This window comes from Streptomyces pluripotens, from assembly GCF_000802245.2.
Taxonomy (GTDB): domain Bacteria; phylum Actinomycetota; class Actinomycetes; order Streptomycetales; family Streptomycetaceae; genus Streptomyces; species Streptomyces pluripotens.
Map to the genome: position 1 here is coordinate 6,087,671 of NZ_CP021080.1, position 23,412 is coordinate 6,111,082.

Consider the following 23,412-nt stretch of genomic DNA (forward strand, 5'->3'; position numbering starts at 1 on the left):
CGCATCGCCACCGGTGTGAGCGGCAGGCTATGGGCTGCGAGAGACTTTCTACAAGGGTTAGAAAAGGGTTCGGAGGAAGTGAGGCGGTGAGGCGTGGCGGTGGCGGGCTCACGTCGACCACTGAGAGCTCCGCGCCGGGAGTGGTCGTACGTGTACGCCCGTCGCCCCCGACCGCAGGGAACTCGCCGCCACCACGCTCCCCGCCCTCTCCCTGCGCGACGCCTCCGTCAAGATCCACAGCGGTGTCGTGGACGACGGTGACGGCTCCGATGCGGAACTGGGTCTGCGTCGGTGTCCTGCCGCTGCCCCGGGTGCGGGCCCCCGGTGCCGGAGCATGCCGTATGCCCGGGATCGACGTACCGGAACACATCGCGCGTCGTGCGGGGACCCGGCACGACTGAGTGGGGACCGGGGGCATACGGTGAGGGGCGAACGCTTGAGCCGGGAGGAGACATTGCGGATGGGTAGTCGCACCGCGCTGGTCGAGGATCTGATGGAGCGCTTCCCGCAGGTGCCGCGGGAAGCCGTCTTCAAGGAGGACCTGCTCCGGGGTGGTGTCGCCTTCGACCAGTCGGCACTCAGCGATACCGCCAACGAGGCGACCGGTGACGTCAAACCGAAGTCGTACTTCATCTTCTCCTTCGACCACGGCACCCTGCCCGAACTGGGCGAGGCCGCGCTGCGCCGGCCCCCGGAGGAGATCATCCTCACGGGTGGCCCGTACGATCTGCGCCGCACGGTGGTCTCCGTCCGGGTGAACCCGGCTTCGCCGTACCGAGTCGCCGCCGACGACGAAGGACTGCTCGGGCTCTACCTCGACGGCAAGCGCATCGCCGACGTCGGTGTGCCGCCCATGCCCGAGTACTACCGGCACACCCTCTCCAGCGGGAAGTCCGTGATGGAGGTGGCCCCCACCATCCAGTGGGGCTATCTGATCTATCTGACCGTCTTCAGGGTCTGCCAGTACTTCGGAGCCAAGGAGGAGTGCCAGTACTGCGACATCAACCACAACTGGCGCCAGCACAAGGCGGCCGGTCGGCCGTACACCGGCGTGAAGGACGCCGATGAGGTGCTGGAGGCACTGGAGATCATCGACCGGTACGACACCCAGAAGGCCTCCACCGCCTACACCCTCACCGGTGGAGCGATCACCAAGACGGTCGCCGGGCGCGACGAGGCCGACTTCTACGGCCACTACGCCAAGGCTATCGAGGAGCGCTTCCCGGGCCGCTGGATCGGCAAGGTCGTCGCGCAGGCGCTGCCCAAGGCGGATGTGCAGCGGTTCAAGGACTACGGCGTGCAGATCTACCACCCTAACTTCGAGGTGTGGGACCGGCGGCTGTTCGAGCTGTACTGCCCGGGCAAGGAGCGGTACGTCGGCCGGGACGAGTGGCACAGGCGCGTCCTGGACTCTGCCGATGTGTTCGGCGCGCGCAACGTGATCCCCAACTTCGTGGCGGGCGTGGAGATGGCGGAGCCGTTCGGGTTCACTTCGGTGGACGATGCGATCGCCTCCACTACGGAGGGTCTGCGCTTCTTCATGTCGCACGGCATCACACCCCGCTTCACCACCTGGTGCCCGGAGCCCACCACCCCGCTCGGACGGGCCAACCCGCAGGGTGCGCCGTTGGAGTACCACATCCGACTGCTGGAGGCCTACCGGGCCACGATGGACGACTTCGGGCTGTCCTCCCCGCCCGGATACGGCCCGCCCGGACCTGGCCGTGCGGTGTTCTCCGTTAGCTCCTTCATGGACAGCCTGTCGGCGGGCGAATCCGCGGACGGACCCACGGACGAACCGGCCTAGGTGTGACGCCGGAGCGGCCGTGCTTCGGTCAGCGGTCCGGCGGCGCGGCGAACCGAACGGCGTCCGCGCCTTCGCCGCGGGCCCGGACCGCAGGGTGATCGCGCTGCGCGCTCATCCCGCCACGCCGGGCAACCGAATGTGGACGGTTCGCTTGTCAGTTGTGTCGAGTACGTGAAAGGCTTTGTGTCCTGCCGCGAGGCCCTTCAACTGCCTTGCAAATGCGATGAGTTGACCTCGCTTGTGGATGCAGGAGTTCCATGCCCGACCTGCCGACCGCCCAGGACGCCACCGAGGCCGCGCTGTTCTCGGAAGGCTGGGACGCGGTGCTCTCCTACGCGGACCTGTGCACCTCGGGATCCCTGACGGCACATCAGCTGGCGACCGAGGCGTTCACGCTTGGTAGACGCGCGGTCCGCGCCGCGGCCAGCACCCATGTGCGCGGCGCCTGCCGTCGCGATGCGCGGCTGCCGACGATCCCGGCATTGCTCACCGCCGTGCGCGACACGGCCGCCGCCTGGGAGGCCGACGGGCAGGGCCACAGGCTCGATCCCGAGCTCAGACTGTGGCTCACCTCGGGGGAGTCGGCCTTCTCGGGGCCGCCGTTGTGCCGCCCGGTCGCACTGCGCGGCCTCCGGGATATGCGGGAGGCCGACGCCTCGCTGCTGTGGCTGGCCGAGGTGGAGGCGCTACCTCTGCCCACCATCGCCCGTCGGTTGGGCCTGGCCCCCGACACCGTCGCCGACGAACTCGACCAGGCCCGTGCCGTGTTTCGGGACTGTTGCCGCCGCGCCCACCTGGACACCCCGATGGACGCACAGTGCCGCAGCTACGCCCACCTGCTGGATGCGGTCACGCGCTCGGCCGCCGTCGACATCCCCGACGACCTCTACCGGCACTTAGCGGGCTGCGGGCGATGTGCCGAGGCCGCCGCCTGTCTGCGCCTGCACGGCGGCGACCTGCCCGCTGTGCTGGCCGACGGAGTGATCGGCTGGGGCGGCCTCGCCTACCTGGAGCGCCGCCGCCGCTTCGCCGAGGTCCGCCTCGACGAGGGCCGCCCCGGCGCAGCTGACCCCAGCCCGGGGGAGGAGGGGGACGGTGGCAAGGTCCTGCGACGCGGTCTGCTCGCTGCCGCCGTGCTGCTGTCAGTACTGGCCCTCGCAGTGTCGATGATGCCGTTCGGCGTATCCGGAGCGGGCACCGGAGCTGTCCACGACGACGGCCGGCCGGTCGCCGATCCCGATGTCCCCCGCGCCGCCCACCTGTCCCCGCCCGCCGACCTCTCCGTCGCCTCCAGGGTGCCTGCTACTTCCAGTGCGTCCGTCGCCTCCAGGGTGCCTGCTAGTCCCAGTGCGTCCGTCACCTCCAGCGTGCCCGCCAATCCCCGCACGCCGTCCGCCCCCACCACCCCCGCCGCGACGGGCGCCCCGGAGGCGTCCGGCCGTAAGGGGACAGACCGTAAGGGGCGCGATCGGACGGCGTCCGCCCCACACGTTCAGGGCACCTCCTCCGTGCCCCGTGACGCCCGCCGTACCAGCGCGCCCGCCCCGGCCGCGGCGGGCGCCTGCCAGGTCACGTACGACCTGGTCAGCCAGTGGTCCGACGGCTTCCAGAGCAGCGTCACCGTCACCACTGACCAAGCCCTCGCCGGCTGGCGGGTCTCCTGGAGGTTTCCCGACGGCCAACAGGTCCGCCTGGTGTGGGACGCCACGGTCCGTCAGAACGGTGACCGGGTCACTGCCATCGTCGCTGGCCACCATAGGACCTTTGCCGCGCACGCCACCCTGTCCTTCGGCTTCGTCGCCGGCCTGCGGGGCGGGAACCGGCCGCCGTACGCCTTCACCCTCAACGGGAAGCCCTGTGGGACCGGTTGAGGCCTGCGTCAACCAGGCTCCGTACGGCGATGCCGGCGACAGTGTCGAGGCGGAACGTGCACCATGGCCCAGTCCTTCCGTGAGGACCGTGCCTTCCTGAACGGGTGCGACATCTGCCCATCGGCGTGCCGGCCAGGGGTGTCGAGCCCAGACCCGTGTCCGGAACTCCGCGTGGAACGTCGGGGACCGACGCACGGACGCGGCCGCCCCGGACGACAGCCCGTGGCGGTGTACCTGCGATGCGCTCGGCCGGTACCTCGCCGAGCACCGCGTGGCTGGCCACCACGATTCCTCGCCCACCTCACCTCGACGGGGCGTGCTCCGGCCCGGAGCTAAATCGGTGGCACTCGGATATCTGCCGCTCTAGGGTGAGGACTGCTTCGTACCGCAGCCGCCGGTCGCCGTTGTCGACCGAGTGAGGAATGGGAGGTGTGACCGATGACCGTCTTTGTGAGGGGCGCTGCCCGCAACCAGAAGATCATCTATTCCACCTCCACGGTCTCCGGCTGAACCTTCTCACCACGCACACGTGCGCGGAGCCGGGGCCGCCCGTGTGAAGGGTTCCCCTTGAATTTCTCTTCTCCTTCGGATTCGTTGCACCCGCTCGCTGCCTATGGCTGGGACCGAGGCTGGGAAGCCGAGTTCGCCCCCCATGCCGAGCGTGGCTTCTTGCCCGGCCGCGTCGTCCGTGTCGACCGCGGGCAGTGCGACATCGTCACCCCGACCGGTATGGTCCGCGCCGACACCGAGTTCGTTGTCCCCCATGACCCGATGAAGGTCGTCTGCACGGGGGACTGGGTAGCTGTGGACCCGGAAGGCAGCGATCCGCGGTACGTACGGACGCTGCTGCCTCGCCGTACCGCATTCGTGCGCTCGACCTCGTCCAAGCGTTCCGAGGGCCAGGTACTGGCCACCAACGTCGATCACGTCGTCATCTGTGTGTCGCTCGCGGTCGAACTGGACCTCGGACGCATCGAGCGGTTCCTGGCGCTTGCCATGTCCTGTTCGAGTGGTGAGGCACTGCTGCGTGACTCGGTGGATTGCGGGGAGTTCAGCGCCGAGCCGGTCGTCGTTCTCACCAAGGCCGACCTCGTACACCCGGCCACCCTCGCTCACCTGGTGGAGGACGTCGAGAGAAGTGCCCCCGGCGTGCCGGTGTTCACCGTCAGCGCCCTGCACGGTGACGGGCTCGATGCCCTCGCCGCGCTCGTCGGCTCCCGCACGAGCGTGTTGCTCGGTCAGTCCGGTGCGGGCAAGTCCACCCTCGCCAACGCCCTGCTCGGGGAGGACGTCATGGACGTACAGGCGGAGCGCGACGTCGATGGCAAGGGGCGGCACACCACGACCACGCGCAACCTGCTCGCCCTGCCCGATGGCGGTGTCCTCATCGACACTCCCGGACTGCGGGGCGTCGGATTGTTCGATGCCGGGAGCGGGGTCGGTCAGGTCTTCGCCGAGATCGAGGAACTGGCCGAGGCATGCCGGTTCCACGACTGTGCCCACCAGAGCGAGCCGGACTGCGCGGTGCGTTCCGCCGTGGAGAACGGGGACCTGCCGGTCCGGCGGCTGGAGAGCTACCGCAAGTTGACGCGGGAGAACCGGTGGATCGTGGCCAAGACCGACGCGCGGGCCCGTGCGGAACTGCGGCGGGACTGGAAGCGGAGGGGTGCCGAGGGCCGGGCGGCGATGGCGGCGAAGCGCAGGCGCTGGACGTAGGTCGGTGCCGGTGAGAGCGCCCCGGGGCTGCCGTCCCGGGCGCTCGCGTCCGGCACGAACCCGTACCCGGTACCGGGTGGGCCGGGCTCGGGATGCCGCCACACGGGGCATGGCGACTCCATCTTGAGCGCGGGTACCAGGCTGCGGCTCACCCACCGGGGCCCGCACCAGGCAACCGCCGTCTTCGCGCCCGCGTCCCGCCCGTTACGCCGAGCGGGTGGAGCGTCGCTGATGTTCCAGCGGTGCGACCCCGTCGTGTGTCACGGTCGCCTCCGATGAGCAGACGGGGAAAGGCGGACGTACACATGGCCCGAGCCGGACGGGTTCTCGCCGCTCTCCTGTTGGCGTTGCTGCCGGTCGCCCCGGCGAGGGCCGTCGCCGAACCGGCGTCGTCCTGGACCGGCAGCTGGGAGACCGCTCCCTCCGGAACCGCCCCCGCACTGCGCGGCGCAGCCGTCCGCAACGTCGTCCACCTCAGCGTGGGTGGCACCGCCGTGCGGATCCGGGTCAGCAACCGGCTCGGCTCCCGGCCCCTGCGGCTCGGGGCGGTCACCGTCGCCCTGCGCCGGGCGGCGGGTCCGGATGCCGTGCCCGGCTCGATGCGCACCGCCACCTTCCACGGTTCCCCGACCGTCACCGTCCCACCGGGCCGAGACACGGTCTCCGACCCGGTGGCGCTGACCGTTCCGGCCGCCGCCGACCTCCTCGTCACCGTGTACACGCCTGACGATGACGGACCCGCCACCCACCACCGGACCGCCCTGCAGACCAGCTACGTGGCCCCCGTCGGTGCCGGCCGGGCCACCGACCCGGACGCCACCGGGTACACCAGGACGATCAGCAGCTGGTACTACGTCACGGGCGTCGACGTCCGAGGGGCCGCAACGGGCAGCGTCGTTGCGTTCGGTGATTCCCTCACCGACGGTCAGGGTTCCACCCCCGACACCAATCACCGCTGGCCCGACCGGCTCGCCGAACAACTGCGCACCCGCCGGCTCGGCGTCCTCAACGCGGGGATCGGCGGCAACCGCCTGCTGCACAACGGCACCGGCCCCAGCGCTCTGGCCCGCCTGGACGCCGATGCCCTGGACCGGGCGGGGGTGCGCGCCCTGGTCGTCTTCGAGGGAATCAACGACATCAAGGGCACCCCGGAGGCGAACGACGCCGAGGCGTACGCCGACGCCTACCGCACCCTCGTCGCCCGCGCTCACGCCCGCGGCATCCGGGTCATCGGCGTCACCCTCACCCCGTACCGCGGCTACCCCGCCTACACGGCCGCCCGCGAGTCCGTGCGGCAGCGGGTGAACGCCTTCCTCCGTACCGGTGGCGCCTTCGACGCCGTCGCCGACGCCGACGCCGCCGTACGCGACCCTGCTGATCCGACCCGCATCCTGCCGCGTTACGACCCCGGCGACCATCTGCACTTCGACGACGCGGGTATGGCAGCCGTCGCCGACACCGTCCTGCTGGCCCTCACCGGGGCGCGCTGACGGCTCACCCCCACACCACCGCGCCCAGCCACGCCGCCGTGATCAGCAGACACGCGAAGAACTCGGCCAGCACGCTGGAGCCGCCCGTCCGCATCGCCGTGCGCAGCGCGGCCATGGCCTGGCCGTGGCCACCCAGCCGTAGCCGTTCGTGGAGGTAGATCCCGGCCATGAAGCCCGGTAGTGCCCCGAGCACTGGCAGCAGGATGAAGCCGAGCAATGCCCCGGCACCCGCATACACCCCCATCCGGGGCGTGGCACCGCTCTGTCGCAGGCGGCGCGGCGGCAGTGCCCAGCGCACCCCCAGCGACAGCAGCAGTACCCCGGTGGCCCCCACCAGAACACCCCAGGCCACCGGCTGTGGGGCCGTCAGCGCCCACCACAGCACCGCGGCCCACACCAGCCACGACCCCGGCACGCCGGGCACCAGCACCCCGCACAGGCCGAGCGCGATCACCACGCCGACCAGCACAAGCTCCCCTGCTCCCATCTGCCCAGGGTGTCGGAGAACGGAAGAAATATCAGGTCAGCCGTCGCGGACCTGGCCATCCAGCTCCCCTTCGCGGTGGCGCCGACCGGGGTGCGGCCGGGCCGTCGGGCAGACCGGCTCCCTCAGCGGACGCACCCGGTGGTCCACGGTCCCGCGGGTACGCGACGACGAGCCGTGCCGCTCCAGCTGGAGTGGCGCCCGTTCGAGGGAGCGGCGGGGTGCGGACCCGGAGCTGCGGGAGCGCACGAAGGGAACCCGGGACCGGGCCATTCCGGCCGACGCCGGATGGTCCTTGCGCGGGGAGGGCCGCCCGGTAGCCGCCAACCGATGCTCGTACTCTTGTTCGTCCATTCACTCGACACGCCGTTCGGTGCAGGCGGATGCACGGGATTTTTCCGATGCGCCGTTTTCATGCGGCCCGTGCGGTGGACAATTAGGGGCATGAGCCAGCAGGGGGGGAGGGTCTCCCGCCATGAGGACGACTGGTGGGGTCAGCTGTACGACGACTCCACTGAGGACACCGGACCCACGGCCGCGTCGGATTCCCTGGACGACCGTTTCGCCTCGGCGAAGAACACGGTGGCGGGACGTCCGGCACAGACGCCGGCGCACGGTGCGGAGCCGGCCGGACGGGGCGGTGACGGTGAGGGCGACGGGCGTGGCGATGGCGGCGACGCGGGGAGGCGGGTGGCCCGGGAACCTGCGGTGCCGGCACAGCGCGCCGCGCAGGCGCCGTCCGCCACGGCGGCAGCCGGGCGGAACACATCCGCGCGTCCCGTATCCGCCGGATCCGCTCAGCCCGCGTCGCCAGGCGGGCCCGCAGCACCCGCTGACCCGCCTCCCGCCCCCACCGAGCCCCTCGCCACCATTTCAGCCCCCACTGACTACACCATCGCGGACGGCACGGGCACCGATTACGTGGGCACCGATTACGTGGGCACTGGCCCCCCCACCTATGACCCCGAGCCCGCCGCGCTCCCGGCCGCAGATCCGGACGGTCTCGGCGAACTGGTCCCGGACACCGTGCTGGACGGGGCGCGGTACGGGGCGTGCACGCTTCGTGCGGCGTCCCTGCGGGGGGACTCCGCGCGGTACCGGGGAGAACCGCGCAGGGACGCACTGCTCACCGCGCGGTTCGGGACGGGCGAGCAGGCGTTGGTCCTGGTCGCGATGGCGACCGGTGCGCGGGCCACACCGGGCGCGCACCTGGCGGCGGCCGAGGCCTGTCGGTGGATCGGGCGGGCCGTGGGCCGCAGCCAGCAGCGGCTCGTGGAGGATATCCGGGCCGCCCGGCGCGGCGACCTCAAATCCGGCCTGCACCGGCTGACCGATCGCAGCCTCGGCAGGCTGCGGACGAGCGCCGCCGAGCAAGGCGTTCACCCGGACGAGTACACGGCCAGCCTGCGTTGTCTGCTGCTGCCTGCTGACCCCGCCTGTCATATCCGCGTGTTCTTCGGCATCGGCGGCGGTGGGCTGTTCCGGCTGCGGGACGGCGAATGGCAGGACATCGAGCCACAGGCGCCCGTTGTGGAGACTGGTTCTCCCGCGGTCGGCGGCTCCGGCTCGCCCGCCATGGAACTCCCCGAGGGCGACCCCCTCACCACGGACCTCGGTATCCCCAGCCCGTCCGGCGCACATGAGCCAGCCCCGGGGGTGCCCCGCGCGCCGTTCCGCTTCCGAGCCTCACCGGCCCGGTCAGGTGACGCCCTGGTGATGTGCACCGAAGGCCTGTCCGACGCGCTGCGCGGCGAACCCGCCCTCTGTGCCTACCTGGCCCGCCGCTGGTCGCGGCCGGGCCGGGACGCTCCAGGCCTGGCCGCGTTCCTCGCCGACGCCCAGGTACGGGTGAAGGGGTACGCCGACGACCGTACGGCGGCGGCCGTCTGGGAATCGTGACCGCTCCACCCTGCGGCGCCTCGCTGCGCTGGTCAGGATTGGCCGCACCCCTCCCGGGGCGGATGGAACCGTACCCCTCCCCGTGGGGCGCAGCACCCGGGATATCCTGCCCGGCGGAACGTGAAGCAACGGCCGCACGCGGCGCTGCCGATGCGCCCATTCGGGGTTGAATTTCGGCCAGTTTCACGGCCCGTTACCGCGCCCCGACTGCCAGTGCCGGGTGCAATTGCGATGCCATCACCGGACGTTGGCGACGTCCGGTAACGGTACGGGAGTACGCCATCGTGTGATCGCCGGACTCCGGGTACCGGGCGCCGTGGCTTGCGCAAGTGGCCGAACCGCCGGTCATCGACGAGGCGCCATGACTGCCCGTGAGTCTGGTGGGCAAGCATCCTCCGTGAACGTGTTCGACCAGGAGGGCAGGCACCGGCGGCGTGTGGGCGGGGGTCATGAAGAGGCAGGCGCTAGGGGGCGGTCTCGGGGTGATGGGGGCCTTCCCGGCGAAGGCGGGAGAAGAGTCCGACACCATCACGGAACACACGTGCCTGCTCCGGCGCAGGCTGGGCCGGGCGGATCTGAAGGCGGTGCCCGAGGCCCGGCGGGAGCTGCGCCGGCTGTTACGGCACTGGGGCAAGCCAGGCCGCTCGGACACAGCCGAACTGCTCACCAGCGAACTGGTCACCAACGCACTCGTCCACACCGACGACGACGCCGTTCTCACGGCCGTGGTGACACCCGGGGGATTGCACGTTGAGGTGAGGGACTTCGTGTCCCGCAGGCCGGAGTTATGTGCCCCGGACACCCGGGAGGACACCCACGGGCGGGGGCTGGTGCTGGTGCAGTCCCTGGCGGACGCCTGGGGCGTGCGGCCGCACGGGGTGGGCAAGTCGGTGTGGTTCGAACTCGGTGCCGAGGCTGCCTGAGACAGGCACTACGAGAGCGGGAAACGGGAGGGGGCGCGACCCACTTGGGTCGCGCCCCCTCCCGTGTTGCGGTCCGGCCGCGGTGATGGCCCAGGGCCGTTAGCCGAACTGCTGCTCCAGGTCCTTCAGCTTGCGTTCCAGTGAGTCCAGGCGCGGCAGGGCCATGGTGTCGTCCTCCGCGGTGAGGTCGACGGTCACCGGCTCAGAACCGCTGCGGACCGGCTGCAGGGAGGGCCGAGCGCGAACGGGCAGTTGCTCCGCGCTCGATATGGCAGGCTCCGCGGTCGTTGGTGCCGGGGCGCGCTCGACCGCCTGCACCTCGACCTGCCGGCCGGCCCGGCCCACGAACCCGCGGTGGCCCCGGCTGATGGCCTTGAGCTGGGCTCGCTCCACGCGCTGCTGGTCGCGCCGCCGCTGTCGTGCTTCCTCCTTCTGCCGCCTGTCCTCGCGGACCTCCTCGACCGCCTCGTCGAGACTGCGCACGCCCTCCAGGAGCATCAGCGACCAGGCCCGGTAGGTTTCGCGGGGGGCCCGCAGCCAGCGGACGATCCGGATCTGCGGAAGCGGACGCGGCACCAGGCCCTGCTCGCGCAGCGCGGCGCGGCGGGTCTGCTTGAGCGCCCGGTCGAAGAGGACGGCCGCCGACAGTGACATGCCGGAGAAGAACTGCGGCGCACCGTCGTGGCCGATGCCCCGGGGCGCGTGCACCCAGTTGAACCAGGCCGCTGCCGCGGCGAACATCCACACAAGTATCCGGGAGCCGAGGGCGGCGTCACCGTGGCTGGCTTCGCGTACTGCGAGGACGGAGCAGAACATCGCCGCACCGTCCAGGCCGAACGGCACCAGGTACTGCCAGCCGTCGGTCAACCCGAGGTTCTGTTCGCCGAAGCCGACGAGGCCGTGGAAGGACAGGGCGGCCGCGACCGCCGCACAGCAGAACAGGAGAACGTAGGAGGCCGTGCCATAGATGGCCTCCTTGCGCCTGCGGCGCTCCTCGCTGCGCTCCCACGAGTCGTCCGCGCTCGGCTTCTCCCCGGAGGAGCGCTTGCTGCGCGCGAGTACCGCCACCGCCGTCAGCATGCCCAGGAGCAGTACGGCGCCCGGAAGCAGCCAATTCAGCGATATGTCGGTCAGTCTCATCAGGGGTCCCTTGCATTGGGATAGGGCGTAACGCCCGCCATAGTGGCCCAACCCCGCCGACCCTCAGGGGGGTTTCGGGGCAAGAGGCCGCCAAGGAAGTGCAAGGGGATGCCCAGGGCGGCGTTCCGCTCGAACTGGTGTTTGAGGGGTGGGAGTTGAGTTCGAATAAGACTACCCGTACGGATGGTTCCTCGGAAAGTTCTTGCGACAGGTGGGGAAGTGGTGAATCACCGTCCGTGAACCGATCCGCGGGTGGGTGGCCCGCTGGCGGCGATCCTAGTCGACGCGGGAGGTTCTGTGGACCCTGAAGGCCCCTCAGGGGGACTTTGGGGTAGCAGGGTTGAGGGACGGCGTCGGCCGGTGCGGTGAGTGCTCAGGTCACCTCCAGGTCGGTGTGCTGGTGTGGTTCGGGATGCCTTGGGGTGCCTTGGGGCGGTCGGTGAGCCGTCATCTGTCGGTGCTGCCCGGGCCGGCCGGTGTGCACTGCGTGCCGGTGCGGCCCGGTCCTGCTGGGGTGTGGGGATGCTGGCCGGGGGTCGCGGCGCTGCCTGCCGCGGGCCCGGTGGTGCAGTGATCGCTGAGACCGTATAGGTGAGGCTGACCTTAGTTATCTTGTTGGAATGTGCACTGCAGCCCGGTGCGCCTATGGTGCTTGACGGGCAAGCGACAACCCGTCGTTAATGACCCAAGTGCCGACAAGTCGCCAGGAGGACCCGTGAAGCAGGGCGTGCAGGGCTTCGCCGGGGCGGGGACCCCGAAGTGCGGGACGCCGAACACGGCCCGGGTACCACCGCAGCAGCGGTCGGCCACTCCCCGGGACGGCGTCCGGGAGCGGGACATGGCCGTCCCGGGCGCGCGGGGCGAGCACACGCACGGTGAGCGGCCGGTTCCCGGGCCGCAGTCCGCTGTGCAGCGGCCCTCGGTGCGCGGGCAGGTCCTGGACGCCTTGCGCAGGGCACTGGTGACCGGGGAGCTGAAGCCTGGCGAGGTCTATTCGGCACCGGTGCTCGGTGAACGCTTCGGGGTCTCGGCCACGCCGGTGCGGGAGGCCATGCAGCAGCTTGCGCTGGAGGACGCCGTCGAAGTCGTGCCCAATCGCGGTTTCCGGGTCGTTGAGCGCGGATCCCAGGAGATCGCCGAGCTGGCTGAAGTGCGCGCACTGATCGAGGTGCCGGTGGTGCTGCGGCTCGCGCGGACCCTGCCGGCCGAGCGGTGGGCGCACTTGCGTCCCCTCGCGGAGGCGACGGTGCGCGCGGCGTCCACCGGCTGTCCGGCGGCGTACGCGGAGTCCGACCGGGTCTTCCACGGGGCCGTGCTCTCCCTGTCGGGCAACGAGCAGCTGGTGCGTGTCGCGGAGGACCTGCACCGCCGGTCTCAGTGGCCGCCGGCCGGCGGCCCGGTCCGGCGGGGGCGTACCGGTCTGGTCGCGGATGCGGCGGAGCACATGGCCCTGTTGGAGGCGTTGGCCGCCCGTGACCTGGACGGGGTGCGGAACGTGGTGCGGGAGCACTTCGCGGGCGCGCGCTGAGCGCGGTGCCCCGCGCGGCCGGGAGAGCCGGGATAGCCCGGACAGCCCTGGCGCTCCTGTTGGTGCCGGGCGGGTTTCGCCTGTCTGCCAGCAGCAGGAGCAACGGCACATGATGCCCGGTGGGGGCCGGCCGGTGGTCGTGACGGGTGCAGCGGCCACCGGCCGGTGTCGATCAAGGTCGTTCAGGAACCGTCTGTGTCACCGTGCGCGGTCTTGGAGTAGGCGTCGTGCCAGGCCGCCTTCGCGCCCGAGTCGCCGACCCGGTACACGTCCACGACCGCTCCCGCGGCGACGGCCACGGACAACACGGCCACGACTATCCGCACCGGCAGGGCGGACCAGCGCAGCCCGCCGCCCTGCCCGCTCCCGGTTTCCGCCGCGCCGCGCCGCGCGGCCCACCACACGAGCGCGGCCAGCACGAACAGGCCCAGCGCCCACGGCAGCAGTCCGTCGCCGAGTTCGGCGTGGCGGCGTACCAGGGCGTCGTTCTCCACGTGCCGCTCCAGCCAATCGCCGGCTTCGGTCGTCAGCGGCACGCTGACCAGGGCGACGAAGGCCAGCACGGGCAGCAGCAGGCCCAGACGCCGGGCGGCGGACGGCCACAGGGCGCCGGCCACCAGGGCAAGTGCGGTCAACGGGACCAGTACGACGACGACATGGACCAGCAGCACATGGGCAGGCAGGCCATTGACGAGGCTCATCAGTCGCTCTCCTGAGGGGGTAGTCGGAGCGTGTCACCCTGGCACAAGAAGCTCTCAGTTCCCTCTCAGAGCGTTCTCACGCGGTGGCCACTCCCGGAGTGGGCGGCGTCAGCTGCCTCGCCAGCCACGTCGGGACACCCCCGAGCAGCCGGAACAGCCGTCGGGCCTCTTCCCGTAGCCGGGTCGCCTCCGGTTCGGACTCCGTGTCGGCGAGGGAGACCAGTGCGGGCGCCGTACCCACGAGATATCCCAACTCCTCACGGATCCTCAGCGATTCGGCGAAGCCGTGTCGAGCCTCGGCCACCTCACCCTCCCGCAGGGCGAGTCCGGCGAGGTGGCGCCAGGTGAAGGAGAGCAGGAGTGGGTCGGCGTGGGACGTGGCGCCCGCATGTGCCCTTCGGTACGCGGCTCGGGCAGCCTGTGGCGAACGGCCCAGGTTCTCGGCGAGCAGCCCCCGACGGAAGTCCAGCAGGGCCCGCCCGCCCGCCCCTGGAGGGACCAGGGCCGCGGCCCGGCCGAGCGCGGCCCGCGCCTCGTCGGCGCGGTCCCGCACCCCGTGCAGCGTCGCCGCGTAGGCGAGCTGGCCCCGCTCGCAGGCTGCCGCGCCCCGCTCCTCGTCGGTGTGCGCGAGGGCCTCCGCTGTCCGCAGGGCGTCCTCGGCCTCCTCCCACCCCCGCTCGGTGTACAGGCACCGTTCGACCAGCAGCGCCGCCCGCTGTAAGGCGGCGGCGGGAGTGCCGCACGGCAGGAGGGCCGCCGCGTCGGCCCAGCAGGCCCGGCTGCGCAACCGCCACACCGCGGTCTGGAGGGGGTCGTCATTGGCGGTCGTTCCGTTACCAGACATGGCGGAATGCGCCACGTTGCCCTCCCCGAGCACGCCATCGAGCTGTTGAGTGGTGGCGGCATTCCAGCACCAACCGACGGGCCGGGCCAAGGGGATGGGTGAAAGTTTTCACAAAGTCGGGGGTGGGTGTGACCGAATTCGGCCGGTGCACGCCCCGCGGGCCTCAGCTCATGCGCAGCGCCAGGAAGAAGTCGAGCTTGTCCTCCAGTCGTGACAGGTCCCGGCCCGTCAACTGCTCGATCCGGCCGACCCGGTAGCGCAGGGTGTTGACGTGCAGATGGAGGCGGGCGGCGCAGCGGGTCCAGGACCCGTCGCTGTCCAGGAACGCCTCCAGCGTCGGGATCAGCTCGGCCCGGTGGCGGCGGTCGTAGTCCTTGAGGGGGTCCAGGAGGCGTGCGGTGAAGGCACGGCGGACGTCATCCGGGACGAACGGGAGCAGCAGCACGTGGGAGGCCAGCTCCTGGTGTCCGGCCGCGCACACCCGGCCGGTGCGGGCCGCGGCGACCCGGCGGGCGTGCCGGGCTTCCTCCAGGGCGCCGCGCAGGCCTTCGGCCGAGTGCACGGCCGCGCTCACGCCGAGCGTGAGCCGTCCGTCGTCGTCCAGGCCCGCCGACAACGGCTGTTGCACCGACCGCAGCAGGACGTCGGCGAGCAGACCGGTGTCGGAACCGTCGTGCTCGGCAGTGACCGCGGGCAACGGGACCAGGGCGATCGCTTCGTCACCCGTGTGCGCCACCGCGATGCGGTCGGAGGGTTCCGGGCCGGTCGCCAGGGGGTCGACCAGTACCTCCTCCAGAAGGGACTGGGCGACCGGGCCGCCCGCGATCTCGACGCCATCCCATTCCACACAGGCCACGACCACCTGCCAGTGCGGGGCCGCCCCGAGTCCGGGCAGCAGCACCGGCGCGGCCACCCGCAGGCGGGCGGCGATCTCGGCGGGCGCGGCGCCCGCCTGCACCAGTTCCAGCACCTCCTGGGCGAGCCGGCGTCGCACCGTGCGTGCCGCGTCCCGGCGGTCCCGCTCGACCGCGATCAGCTGGGTGACCCCCTGGAGCAGGTCCAGTCGCTCCTCGGGCCAGTCGCCCGCGTCCGCCTCGACGGCCAGCAGCCAGTCCGACAGGACCGTCTCCCGGATGTCGCGGGCGGCCTGTGGAGAGCGACCCGAGGAGCGGATCGGGAAGAGCGAGTAGGTGGTGCCGTCCAGCAGCACGCGGTGCGGGCCGCGCCGTCCGGTGCGGGTGGCCGCCAGGTGCTCTGCGGCGAGCCCTGCGCAGACTTCCGGCGGCAGCGCCGGGCCCGTGAGCTCGGAGCCGGCGATCAGCCGGCCGGTGGGGGACAGGACCCAGGCACGCAGGTCCAGGTCGGAGCCGAGTAGGTCCAGGACCACGTCCGGACCGCCGCCCGCCGGACCCGAGGTCATCATCCGGCGGTGCCGGTCCACCACCGCCGCCAGGTCTCCGGCGCGCTCGCCGGAGACCTGGCGGACGACGTACTCGGTGATCGTCGCGAACGCGACCGACTCGTGCACCGCGAACAGCGGGAGCCGGTGTCGTGCGCAGGCCAGGACCAGGTCCTCCGGTACGTCGCCGAGTTCGGCCTCGCCCGCGGCGAGGGCGGCCACACCGGCCTGCACGAGGATGCGGACGAACGGCTCGGAGTCGGCGGCGCCCCGGCGCCAGGCCAGACCCGTCAGCACCAGCTCGCCCCCCGAGAGGTAGCGACTCGGGTCGCGCAGGTCGGTGGTCATGACACCGCGTACCGAGCGGTCCAGCTCGTCCTCGCCGCCGAGCAGCCGCAGGCCCAGCGCATCGGTGTTCAGCAGAGCGCGCAGCCGCATCTCGTCGCCGCCGTTCTTTGTCTCGAAACCTACGATGGATCTTGGAGGGTGGGGAGAGGGACCCGGCACCCGGCGTGCAGGGGCGCACACTGGGGTCTCCGCGCTGTTTCCTGTGTTTCTCCAGGGAAACGGAGAGGTTACCGATGACCTCTGTTCATACGAATCTACAAGATGCCCGGTCTGGCCAGCCAACTCCTTCATGGTTTCGGTGACTGACTCCGTTGGAGCACGGGGCGGTGTACTGACTCCACTCCCCGTCAACAGCACATGAACGAGCCGGGCCCGCCGCACACGGATTGGCTCAATCTGTACGACTCACGAGACGAAGAAGAGAGCCGGTCATGGACTTCCTTCGCCCTGGCAGCTGGGAGGAGGCGCTCGCCGCGAAGGCCGAGCACCCCACCGCTGTGCCGATTGCGGGTGGCACCGACGTGATGGTCGAGATCAACTTCGACCACCGCCGGCCCGAGTACCTCCTCGACCTGAACCGCGTCGGCGATCTCTACGAGTGGGAGATCGGCGAGGACGCGGTACGGCTCGGTGCCTCCGTCCCATACACCAGGATCATGGAGTGTCTCCGTGCCGAGCTGCCAGGACTGGCGCTCGCCTCGCACACGGTCGCCTCCCCGCAGATCCGCAACCGCGGTGGCGTCGGCGGCAACCTCGGCACGGCCTCGCCCGCCGGTGACGCCCACCCCGCCCTGCTCGCGGCCGGCGCGGAGGTCGAGGCGGAATCGGCGGCCCGCGGTACCCGGCTGATCCCCATCGACGCGTTCTACACGGGCGTCAAGCGCAACGCGCTCCAGCCCGACGAGCTGATCCGCGCCGTGCACATCAAGAAGGCGGACGGCCCGCAGCAGTACTCGAAGGTCGGCACCCGCAACGCCATGGTCATCGCCGTGTGCGCCTTCGGCCTCGCCCTGCACCCCGAGACGCGGACCGTGCGCACCGGTATCGGCTCGGCCGCTCCCACCCCGGTGCGGGCCAAGGCCGCCGAGGACTTCCTGAACGCGGCCCTGGAGGAGGGCGGCTTCTGGGACAACGGGAAGATCATCACCCCGTCGGTCGCCAAGCAGTTCGCGGAGCTGTGCTCCGGAGCCTGCAACCCGATCGACGACGTCCGGGGCACCGCGAGCTACCGCAGGCACGCGGTCGGCGTCATGGCCCGACGGACGCTCACCTGGACCTGGGAGTCGTACCGCGGCGCCCGCCGCGCCTCTGAGGGAGCTGCGTAATGCGCGTCAACTTCACCGTCAACGGACGTCCGCAGGAAGCCGACGACGTGTGGGAGGGCGAGTCCCTGCTGTACGTCCTGCGCGAGCGCCTGGGCCTGCCGGGCTCAAAGAACGCCTGTGAACAGGGCGAATGCGGATCCTGCACCGTGCGGCTCGACGGCGTGCCGGTCTGCTCCTGTCTGGTCGCGGCCGGTCAGGCCGAGGGCCGCGAGATCGTGACCGTCGAGGGCCTCGCCGACTTCGCCAGGACACGCGCCGACGGCGGCTGCGCGACCGGCGCCTGCGGTACGACGCTGCAGCACGCCCAGCAGTGGCAGGCGCGCCCGCCGGAGGCACCTGCCACCGACTCACAGACCGGCGAGGGCACCGAGCTCTCCCCGATCCAGCAGGCGTTCATCGACGCCGGCGCCGTCCAGTGCGGCTTCTGCACCCCGGGCCTGCTGGTCGCCTCCGACGAACTCCTGGAGCGCAACCCGAACCCGAGCGACGCCGACATCCGTGAGGCGCTGTCGGGCAACCTGTGCCGCTGCACGGGCTACGAGAAGATCATGGACGCGGTCCGCCTCGCGGCCGCCCGCCAGGCCGAGGGGGTCTGACATGCCGGCCAACGGCGCTCCTACGAAGATCACACAGGGCTCCCAGACCAAGGGTGGCATCGGTGAGTCGACCCTCCGTCCGGACGGCACCCTCAAGGTCACCGGCGAGTTCGCGTACTCGTCCGACATGTGGCATGAGGACATGTTGTGGGGCCAGATCCTGCGCTCCACCGTCGCACACGCCGAGATCGTGTCGATCGACACCTCCGAGGCACTGGCGACGCCGGGCGTCTACGCCGTCATGACGTACGACGACCTGCCCGCCGGGGTGAAGAACTACGGCCTGGAGATCCAGGACACCCCGGTGCTCGCGCACGGCAAGGTACGCCACCACGGCGAGCCGGTCGCGATCGTCGCCGCCGACCACCCGGAGACGGCCCGCCGCGCCGCTGCCAAGATCAAGGTCGACTACCGGGAGCTGCCCGTCATCACCGACGAGGCCTCCGCGACCGCGCCGGACGCGATCCTGGTTCACGACAACCGCGACGACCACCACATCGGTCACGTCCCGCACCCCAACATCGTGCACCGCCAGCCCATCGTCCGCGGTGACGCGGACCGGGCCGCCGGGCGGGCGGACGTGATCGTCAAGGGCGAGTACACCTTCGGCATGCAGGACCAGGCCTTCCTCGGCCCCGAGTCCGGTCTCGCCGTGCCCGAGGAGGACGGTGGCGTCCACCTCTACATCGCCACCCAGTGGCTCCACTCCGACCTGCGTCAGATTGCGCCCGTGCTCGGTCTGCCCGAGGAGAAGGTGCGCATGACGCTGTCCGGCGTCGGCGGAGCCTTCGGCGGGCGCGAGGACCTGTCGATGCAGATCCACGCCTGCCTGCTGGCCCTACGCACCGGCAAGCCGGTGAAGATCGTCTACAACCGGTTCGAGTCCTTCTTCGGACACGTCCACCGCCACCCGGCCAAGCTGTACTACGAGCACGGCGCCACCAAGGACGGCAAGCTCACCCACATGAAGTGCCGGATCGTCCTGGACGGCGGCGCCTACGCCTCCGCCTCCCCGGCGGTCGTCGGCAACGCCTCCTCGCTGTCGGTGGGCCCGTACGTCGTCGACGACGTCGACATCGAGGCCATTGCCCTCTACACCAACAACCCGCCCTGCGGTGCCATGCGTGGTTTCGGCGCGGTCCAGGCGTGCTTCGCCTACGAGGCGCAGATGGACAAGCTGGCCAAGAAGCTGGGCATGGACCCGGTGGAGTTCCGGCGGCTGAACGCCATGGAGCAGGGGACCATCATGCCGACCGGACAGCCGGTCGACTCCCCGGCCCCGGTGGCCGAACTGCTGCGCCGGATCAAGACGATGCCGCTGCCGCCCGAGCGCCAGTGGGAGTCCAGCGAGGGCGCCGACGTACGACAACTGCCCGGCGGCCTGTCCAACACCACGCACGGTGAAGGCGTCGTCCGCGGTGTGGGCTACGCGGTCGGTATCAAGAACGTCGGGTTCTCCGAGGGCTTCGACGACTACTCCACGGCCCGGGTGCGCATGGAGGTGGTGGGTGGCGAGCCCGTCGCTACCGTGCACACTGCGATGGCGGAGGTCGGCCAGGGCGGTGTCACCGTCCACGCGCAGATCGCCCGCACCGAGCTCGGCGTCACCCAGGTGACCATCCACCCGGCCGACACCCAGGTGGGCTCGGCGGGCTCGACCTCGGCTTCCCGGCAGACGTATGTCACCGGCGGCGCCGTGAAGAACGCCTGCGAGCTGGTGCGCGAGAGGGTTCTGGAGATCGGGCGCCGCAAGTTCGGCGCCTACCACCCGGCGTGGGCGACGGCCGAACTACTCCTGGAGGGCGGCAAGGTCGTTACTGACGGTGGTGAGGTCCTCGGTGACCTGGCCGACGTCCTCGAAGGCGAGGTCGTGGAGGTCGAGGAGGAGTGGCGGCACCGGCCGACCGAGGCCTTCGACCTCCGCACCGGCCAGGGCAACGGACACGTCCAGTACTCCTTCGCCGCGCACCGCGCGGTCGTCGAGGTCGACACCGAGCTGGGCCTGGTCAAGGTCATCGAACTGGCCTGCGCCCAGGACGTGGGCAAGGCGCTCAACCCGCTCTCCGTCGTCGGCCAGATCCAGGGCGGCACCACCCAGGGCCTGGGCGTGGCCGTGATGGAAGAGATCATCGTCGACCCGAAGACGGCCAAGGTCAGGAACCCCTCCTTCACGGACTACCTGATCCCCACCATCCTCGACACGCCGACCATCCCGGTCGACGTGCTCGAACTCGCCGACGACCATGCCCCGTACGGGCTGCGTGGCATCGGCGAGGCCCCGACCCTGTCGTCCACGCCGGCCGTTCTCGCGGCGATCCGGAACGCGACCGGGCTGGAGCTCAACCGCACTCCGGTACGGCCCGAGCACCTCACGGGAACCGCGTAACCCCCGAACTCTCCGGGCGGCGCAGGGAACGTCACACACTCTGCCGCGCCGCCCGGAGGAATCCCTTTGAGTTCCGCTCCGCTCGCGGTCCTTGAAGTACCAGGAAATTCGTACGTCTCGGGCCGTCCCCCGGGTCGTCCATTCCCAAATCCCGTGGCCGGCGAAGCGGTTGCACGGGTGCCCCTGTGAACCTTGGGAGTTGGCACCATGACCCAGCAGTCAGTGGAGCCCAGGACCGCAGCCGAAGACGCGGGCGAAGGAACTCGCGTCCCGGCCGGACGGTCCTGGCTCGACCGGTACTTCCACATATCCAGACGAGGATCGACGATCACGCGTGAGGTGCGTGGCGGCATCACCACCTTCATGGCGATGGCGTACATCCTCCTGCTCAACCCCCTCATCCTGTCCGGCAAGGACGCGGCCGGCGACACGCTCGGCCAGAAGGCCCTGATCACCGCGACGGCGTTCGCGGCGGCCTTCACCACGCTGCTGATGGGCTTCGCCGGCAAGGTGCCGCTCGCCCTCGCCGCCGGCCTCTCCGTCTCCGGTGTGCTGTCCTCACAGGTCGCCCCCAGCATGACCTGGCCGCAGGCCATGGGCATGTGCGTGATGTACGGCGTGGTCATCATGCTGCTGGTCGTCACCGGCCTGCGTGAGTTGATCATGAACGCGATCCCGCTCGCGCTCAAGCACGGCATCACGATGGGCATCGGCCTGTTCATCGCCCTCATCGGCTTCTACAAGGCCGGCTTCGTGCACCAGGGCAAGGCCACCCCGGTCACCCTCGGTCCCGCCGGTGAACTCGCCGGCTGGCCCGTGCTGCTCTTCGCCGGCACCCTGCTGCTGATCTTCATGCTGCAGGCCAGGAACACCCCCGGTGCCATCCTCATCGGTATCGTCACCGGCACGGTCGTCGCCGCTGTCCTCAACGGCCTCGGCGTGATCGATCCCCAGCAGTGGGCCGGTGGCGCAGCCCCCGAGCTGCACGGATCGGCGGTCTCGATGCCTGACTTCTCGCTCTTCGGGCACGTGGAGTTCGGCGGCTGGGGCAAGGTCGGGGCGATGACGGTCGGCATGATCGTGTTCACGCTGGTCCTCGCCGGGTTCTTCGACGCGATGGCGACCATCATCGGCGTCGGCACCGAGGCCGACCTCGCCGACGACAAGGGCCGGATGCCCGGTCTGTCCAAGGCGCTGTTCATCGACGGCGCCGGTGGTGCGATCGGCGGTGTGGCAGGCGGCTCCGGTCAGACGGTGTTCATCGAGTCCGCCACCGGCGTCGGTGAGGGCGCCCGTACCGGCCTCGCCTCCGTCGTCACCGGCCTGCTCTTCGCGGCCTGCCTCTTCTTCACCCCGGTTACCGCGATCGTCCCGCAGGAGGTCGCCTCCGCTGCCCTGGTGGTCATCGGCGCCATGATGCTGATGAACGCCCGGCACGTGGACTGGGCCGACCGCGCGACTGCCGTTCCGGTCTTCCTGACCGTCGTCCTGATGCCGTTCACCTACACCATCACCACCGGTGTCGCCGCCGGCGTCGTCTCCTACACGGCCATCAAGGCCGCCCAGGGCAAGGCTCGCGAGATCGGTGCCTTCATGTGGGGGCTGACGATCGTCTTCCTGGTCTACTTCGCCCTCCACCCCATCGAGGGCTGGATGGGCGTGCACTAGCCCGCCGCTGCGTACCTGGCACACAACCCCGTGAGGAGACCGATCAGATGCTGGACATCGCCGAGGAACTGAACCGGTGGGTCGAGCAGGGCCGTGACTTCGCCGTCGCCACCGTGGTGGCCGTCAGCGGCAGCGCCCCTCGCCAACCCGGCGCCGCCCTCGCGGTGGACGCCGGTGGCGCGGCGATCGGCTCGGTCTCCGGCGGATGTGTGGAGGGTGCCGTGTACGAGCTGTGCCAGCAGGCGCTTCAGGACGGTGAGACCGTGCTGGAACGCTTCGGGTACAGCGACGAGGACGCCTTCGCCGTCGGCCTGACCTGTGGCGGCGTCATCGACATCCTGGTCACGCCGGTCCGGGCGGACGGTCCCGCCCGGCCGGCGTTCGCGGCCGGGCTGACCGCTGCTGCACGGGGACGGGCGGCGGCCCTCGCACGGATCGTCCGGGGCCCGGCCGAACTGCGGGGTCGCGCCCTCCTGGTCCGTCCCGACGGCTCAGCCGAGGGTGGCTTCGGCGCCCACCCCGAGCTGGACCGCACCGTGGCCGCCGAGGCCGGCGCCTTCCTGGACACGGGTCGTACCGGCACCTTGGAGATCGGTGAACTGGGCTCGCGTTGCGGCTCCCCGCTCACCGTCCTGGTCGAATCCTCCGTGCCCGCGCCCCGGATGATCGTCTTCGGCGCGATCGACTTCGCCTCCGCCCTGGTCCGCGTGGGCAAGTTCCTGGGCTACCACGTCACCGTGTGCGACGCCCGCCCGGTGTTCGCCACCCGCGCCCGCTTCCCGGAGGCCGACGAGGTCGTCGTCGAGTGGCCCCACACGTACCTGGAGCACACCGGAGTCGACGGCCGTACCGTCCTGTGCGTCCTGACCCACGACGCCAAGTTCGACGTGCCGCTGCTCCGGCTGGCCCTGCGTCTGCCGGTCGGCTACGTCGGTGCGATGGGCTCCCGGCGCACCCACCTCGACCGCAACGAGCGCCTGCGCGAGGTCGGTGTCACGGAGCTGGAGCTGGCTCGTCTGCGCTCACCCATCGGCCTCGACCTCGGCGCCCGTACGCCTGAGGAGACGGCGTTGTCCATCGCCGCCGAGATCGTCGCGGGTCGGCGCGGTGGGAGCGGGGTCTCCCTGACCGGCGCGCACACTCCGATCCACCACGACGCCGCCACCGCGCCGGCGGGGAGGATCGGGTCGGTGGCCTAGCATCGGTGGCCTAGCAAGCTGTACCGGGCGGAGTTCCGCGATCACGTGCTGTCCCCGGGTGATCGCGGTTCTTCCGCGGCCGCTGCAC

At 71.0% G+C, this 23,412-nt stretch carries 17 protein-coding genes; 12 read left to right on the forward strand and 5 right to left on the reverse strand.

The features are described 5' to 3' along the window. Positions 1-460 precede the first annotated feature (460 nt). The 4 genes from LK06_RS27065 to LK06_RS27080 all read left to right on the forward strand — a co-directional run bounded on the left by LK06_RS27065 (position 461) and on the right by LK06_RS27080 (position 6,884). A complete protein-coding gene (locus LK06_RS27065) occupies positions 461-1,807 on the forward strand; it encodes a radical SAM protein (protein ID WP_039648435.1) in 1,347 nt (448 codons plus the stop codon). 257 nt (positions 1,808-2,064) lie between these two features. After that, complete coding sequence (locus LK06_RS27070; RefSeq protein WP_043434775.1) at positions 2,065-3,678, forward strand: cellulose-binding domain-containing protein; 1,614 nt, start codon at positions 2,065-2,067, stop codon at positions 3,676-3,678. 594 nt (positions 3,679-4,272) lie between these two features. Then, positions 4,273-5,394, forward strand: a complete 1,122-nt coding sequence (rsgA, locus tag LK06_RS27075; RefSeq protein ID WP_039648431.1) for a ribosome small subunit-dependent GTPase A — start codon at positions 4,273-4,275, stop codon at positions 5,392-5,394. Positions 5,395-5,699: 305 nt separating this feature from the next. Next, entirely contained in the window at positions 5,700-6,884 is a 1,185-nt protein-coding gene (locus tag LK06_RS27080) for an SGNH/GDSL hydrolase family protein (protein ID WP_039648429.1), read from the forward strand. A 4-nt stretch (positions 6,885-6,888) separates the two neighbouring features. Here LK06_RS27080 and LK06_RS27085 read toward each other — a convergent pair whose 3' ends face one another. After that, complete coding sequence (locus LK06_RS27085) at positions 6,889-7,371, reverse strand: DUF456 domain-containing protein (RefSeq protein ID WP_039648427.1); 483 nt, start codon at positions 7,369-7,371, stop codon at positions 6,889-6,891. A gap of 441 nt (positions 7,372-7,812) precedes the next feature. Between LK06_RS27085 and LK06_RS27090 the strand changes: the two genes are divergently transcribed. Together LK06_RS27090 and LK06_RS27095 are read left to right on the forward strand one after the other, a co-directional pair. Then, positions 7,813-9,267, forward strand: a complete 1,455-nt coding sequence (locus tag LK06_RS27090; RefSeq protein ID WP_039648423.1) for a protein phosphatase 2C domain-containing protein — start codon at positions 7,813-7,815, stop codon at positions 9,265-9,267. 449 nt (positions 9,268-9,716) lie between these two features. Beyond that, positions 9,717-10,190, forward strand: a complete 474-nt coding sequence (locus LK06_RS27095) for an ATP-binding protein (protein ID WP_174673943.1) — start codon at positions 9,717-9,719, stop codon at positions 10,188-10,190. A 99-nt stretch (positions 10,191-10,289) separates the two neighbouring features. Here the strand turns inward: LK06_RS27095 and LK06_RS27100 are convergent, their stop codons facing one another. Further along, positions 10,290-11,330, reverse strand: coding sequence for a DUF2637 domain-containing protein (locus LK06_RS27100; protein WP_039648419.1), 1,041 nt, complete (start codon positions 11,328-11,330; stop codon positions 10,290-10,292). Positions 11,331-12,045: 715 nt separating this feature from the next. Here LK06_RS27100 and LK06_RS27105 point away from each other — a divergent pair. Then, entirely contained in the window at positions 12,046-12,858 is an 813-nt protein-coding gene (locus LK06_RS27105) for a GntR family transcriptional regulator (RefSeq protein ID WP_043407858.1), read from the forward strand. 182 nt (positions 12,859-13,040) lie between these two features. Here the strand turns inward: LK06_RS27105 and LK06_RS27110 are convergent, their stop codons facing one another. The 3 genes from LK06_RS27110 to LK06_RS27120 all read right to left on the reverse strand — a co-directional run bounded on the left by LK06_RS27110 (position 13,041) and on the right by LK06_RS27120 (position 16,240). Beyond that, positions 13,041-13,559 (reverse strand): DUF2231 domain-containing protein, encoded by a 519-nt coding sequence (locus tag LK06_RS27110; RefSeq protein WP_039648414.1) that lies wholly within the window; start codon positions 13,557-13,559, stop codon positions 13,041-13,043. A 76-nt stretch (positions 13,560-13,635) separates the two neighbouring features. Continuing rightward, entirely contained in the window at positions 13,636-14,403 is a 768-nt protein-coding gene (locus LK06_RS27115) for a hypothetical protein (RefSeq protein ID WP_039648600.1), read from the reverse strand. A gap of 163 nt (positions 14,404-14,566) precedes the next feature. Then, entirely contained in the window at positions 14,567-16,240 is a 1,674-nt protein-coding gene (locus tag LK06_RS27120) for a PucR family transcriptional regulator (protein ID WP_039648412.1), read from the reverse strand. Between the two features lie 341 nt (positions 16,241-16,581). Here LK06_RS27120 and LK06_RS27130 point away from each other — a divergent pair, with 341 nt between their 5' ends. The 5 genes from LK06_RS27130 (at position 16,582) to LK06_RS27150 (ending at position 23,324) form a co-directional block, all read left to right on the forward strand. Then, on the forward strand, positions 16,582-17,475 hold the full coding sequence (locus tag LK06_RS27130; RefSeq protein WP_039648410.1) for an FAD binding domain-containing protein: 894 nt from the start codon (positions 16,582-16,584) through the stop codon (positions 17,473-17,475). Then, the gene (locus tag LK06_RS27135) at positions 17,475-18,071 is read left to right on the forward strand and encodes a (2Fe-2S)-binding protein (RefSeq protein ID WP_039648408.1); all 597 of its coding nucleotides are present in this window, start codon (positions 17,475-17,477) and stop codon (positions 18,069-18,071) included. Before LK06_RS27130 ends, LK06_RS27135 begins: the two co-directional genes overlap by 1 nt. A gap of 1 nt (position 18,072) precedes the next feature. Beyond that, positions 18,073-20,457, forward strand: coding sequence for a xanthine dehydrogenase family protein molybdopterin-binding subunit (locus LK06_RS27140; RefSeq protein WP_039648406.1), 2,385 nt, complete (start codon positions 18,073-18,075; stop codon positions 20,455-20,457). A 207-nt stretch (positions 20,458-20,664) separates the two neighbouring features. Continuing rightward, a complete protein-coding gene (locus tag LK06_RS27145) occupies positions 20,665-22,125 on the forward strand; it encodes an NCS2 family permease (RefSeq protein ID WP_039648404.1) in 1,461 nt (486 codons plus the stop codon). Between the two features lie 47 nt (positions 22,126-22,172). Continuing rightward, the gene (locus tag LK06_RS27150) at positions 22,173-23,324 is read left to right on the forward strand and encodes an XdhC family protein (protein WP_039648399.1); all 1,152 of its coding nucleotides are present in this window, start codon (positions 22,173-22,175) and stop codon (positions 23,322-23,324) included. Positions 23,325-23,412 lie beyond the last annotated feature (88 nt).

Bases quoted from the DNA above. Each gene is read 5' to 3' on its own strand.
- LK06_RS27110 (WP_039648414.1), bottom strand. From the start codon at position 13,559: ATGAGCCTCGTCAATGGCCTGCCTGCCCATGTGCTGCTGGTCCATGTC.
- LK06_RS27090 (WP_039648423.1), top strand. From the start codon at position 7,813: ATGAGCCAGCAGGGGGGGAGGGTCTCCCGCCATGAGGACGACTGGTGG.
- LK06_RS27135 (WP_039648408.1), top strand. From the start codon at position 17,475: ATGCGCGTCAACTTCACCGTCAACGGACGTCCGCAGGAAGCCGACGAC.
- LK06_RS27150 (WP_039648399.1), top strand. From the start codon at position 22,173: ATGCTGGACATCGCCGAGGAACTGAACCGGTGGGTCGAGCAGGGCCGT.
- LK06_RS27120 (WP_039648412.1), bottom strand. From the start codon at position 16,240: ATGCGGCTGCGCGCTCTGCTGAACACCGATGCGCTGGGCCTGCGGCTG.
- LK06_RS27100 (WP_039648419.1), bottom strand. From the start codon at position 11,330: ATGAGACTGACCGACATATCGCTGAATTGGCTGCTTCCGGGCGCCGTA.
- LK06_RS27080 (WP_039648429.1), top strand. From the start codon at position 5,700: ATGGCCCGAGCCGGACGGGTTCTCGCCGCTCTCCTGTTGGCGTTGCTG.
- LK06_RS27065 (WP_039648435.1), top strand. From the start codon at position 461: ATGGGTAGTCGCACCGCGCTGGTCGAGGATCTGATGGAGCGCTTCCCG.
- LK06_RS27085 (WP_039648427.1), bottom strand. From the start codon at position 7,371: ATGGGAGCAGGGGAGCTTGTGCTGGTCGGCGTGGTGATCGCGCTCGGC.
- LK06_RS27130 (WP_039648410.1), top strand. From the start codon at position 16,582: ATGGACTTCCTTCGCCCTGGCAGCTGGGAGGAGGCGCTCGCCGCGAAG.
- LK06_RS27140 (WP_039648406.1), top strand. From the start codon at position 18,073: ATGCCGGCCAACGGCGCTCCTACGAAGATCACACAGGGCTCCCAGACC.
- LK06_RS27115 (WP_039648600.1), bottom strand. From the start codon at position 14,403: ATGTCTGGTAACGGAACGACCGCCAATGACGACCCCCTCCAGACCGCG.
- LK06_RS27145 (WP_039648404.1), top strand. From the start codon at position 20,665: ATGACCCAGCAGTCAGTGGAGCCCAGGACCGCAGCCGAAGACGCGGGC.
- LK06_RS27095 (WP_174673943.1), top strand. From the start codon at position 9,717: ATGAAGAGGCAGGCGCTAGGGGGCGGTCTCGGGGTGATGGGGGCCTTC.
- LK06_RS27070 (WP_043434775.1), top strand. From the start codon at position 2,065: ATGCCCGACCTGCCGACCGCCCAGGACGCCACCGAGGCCGCGCTGTTC.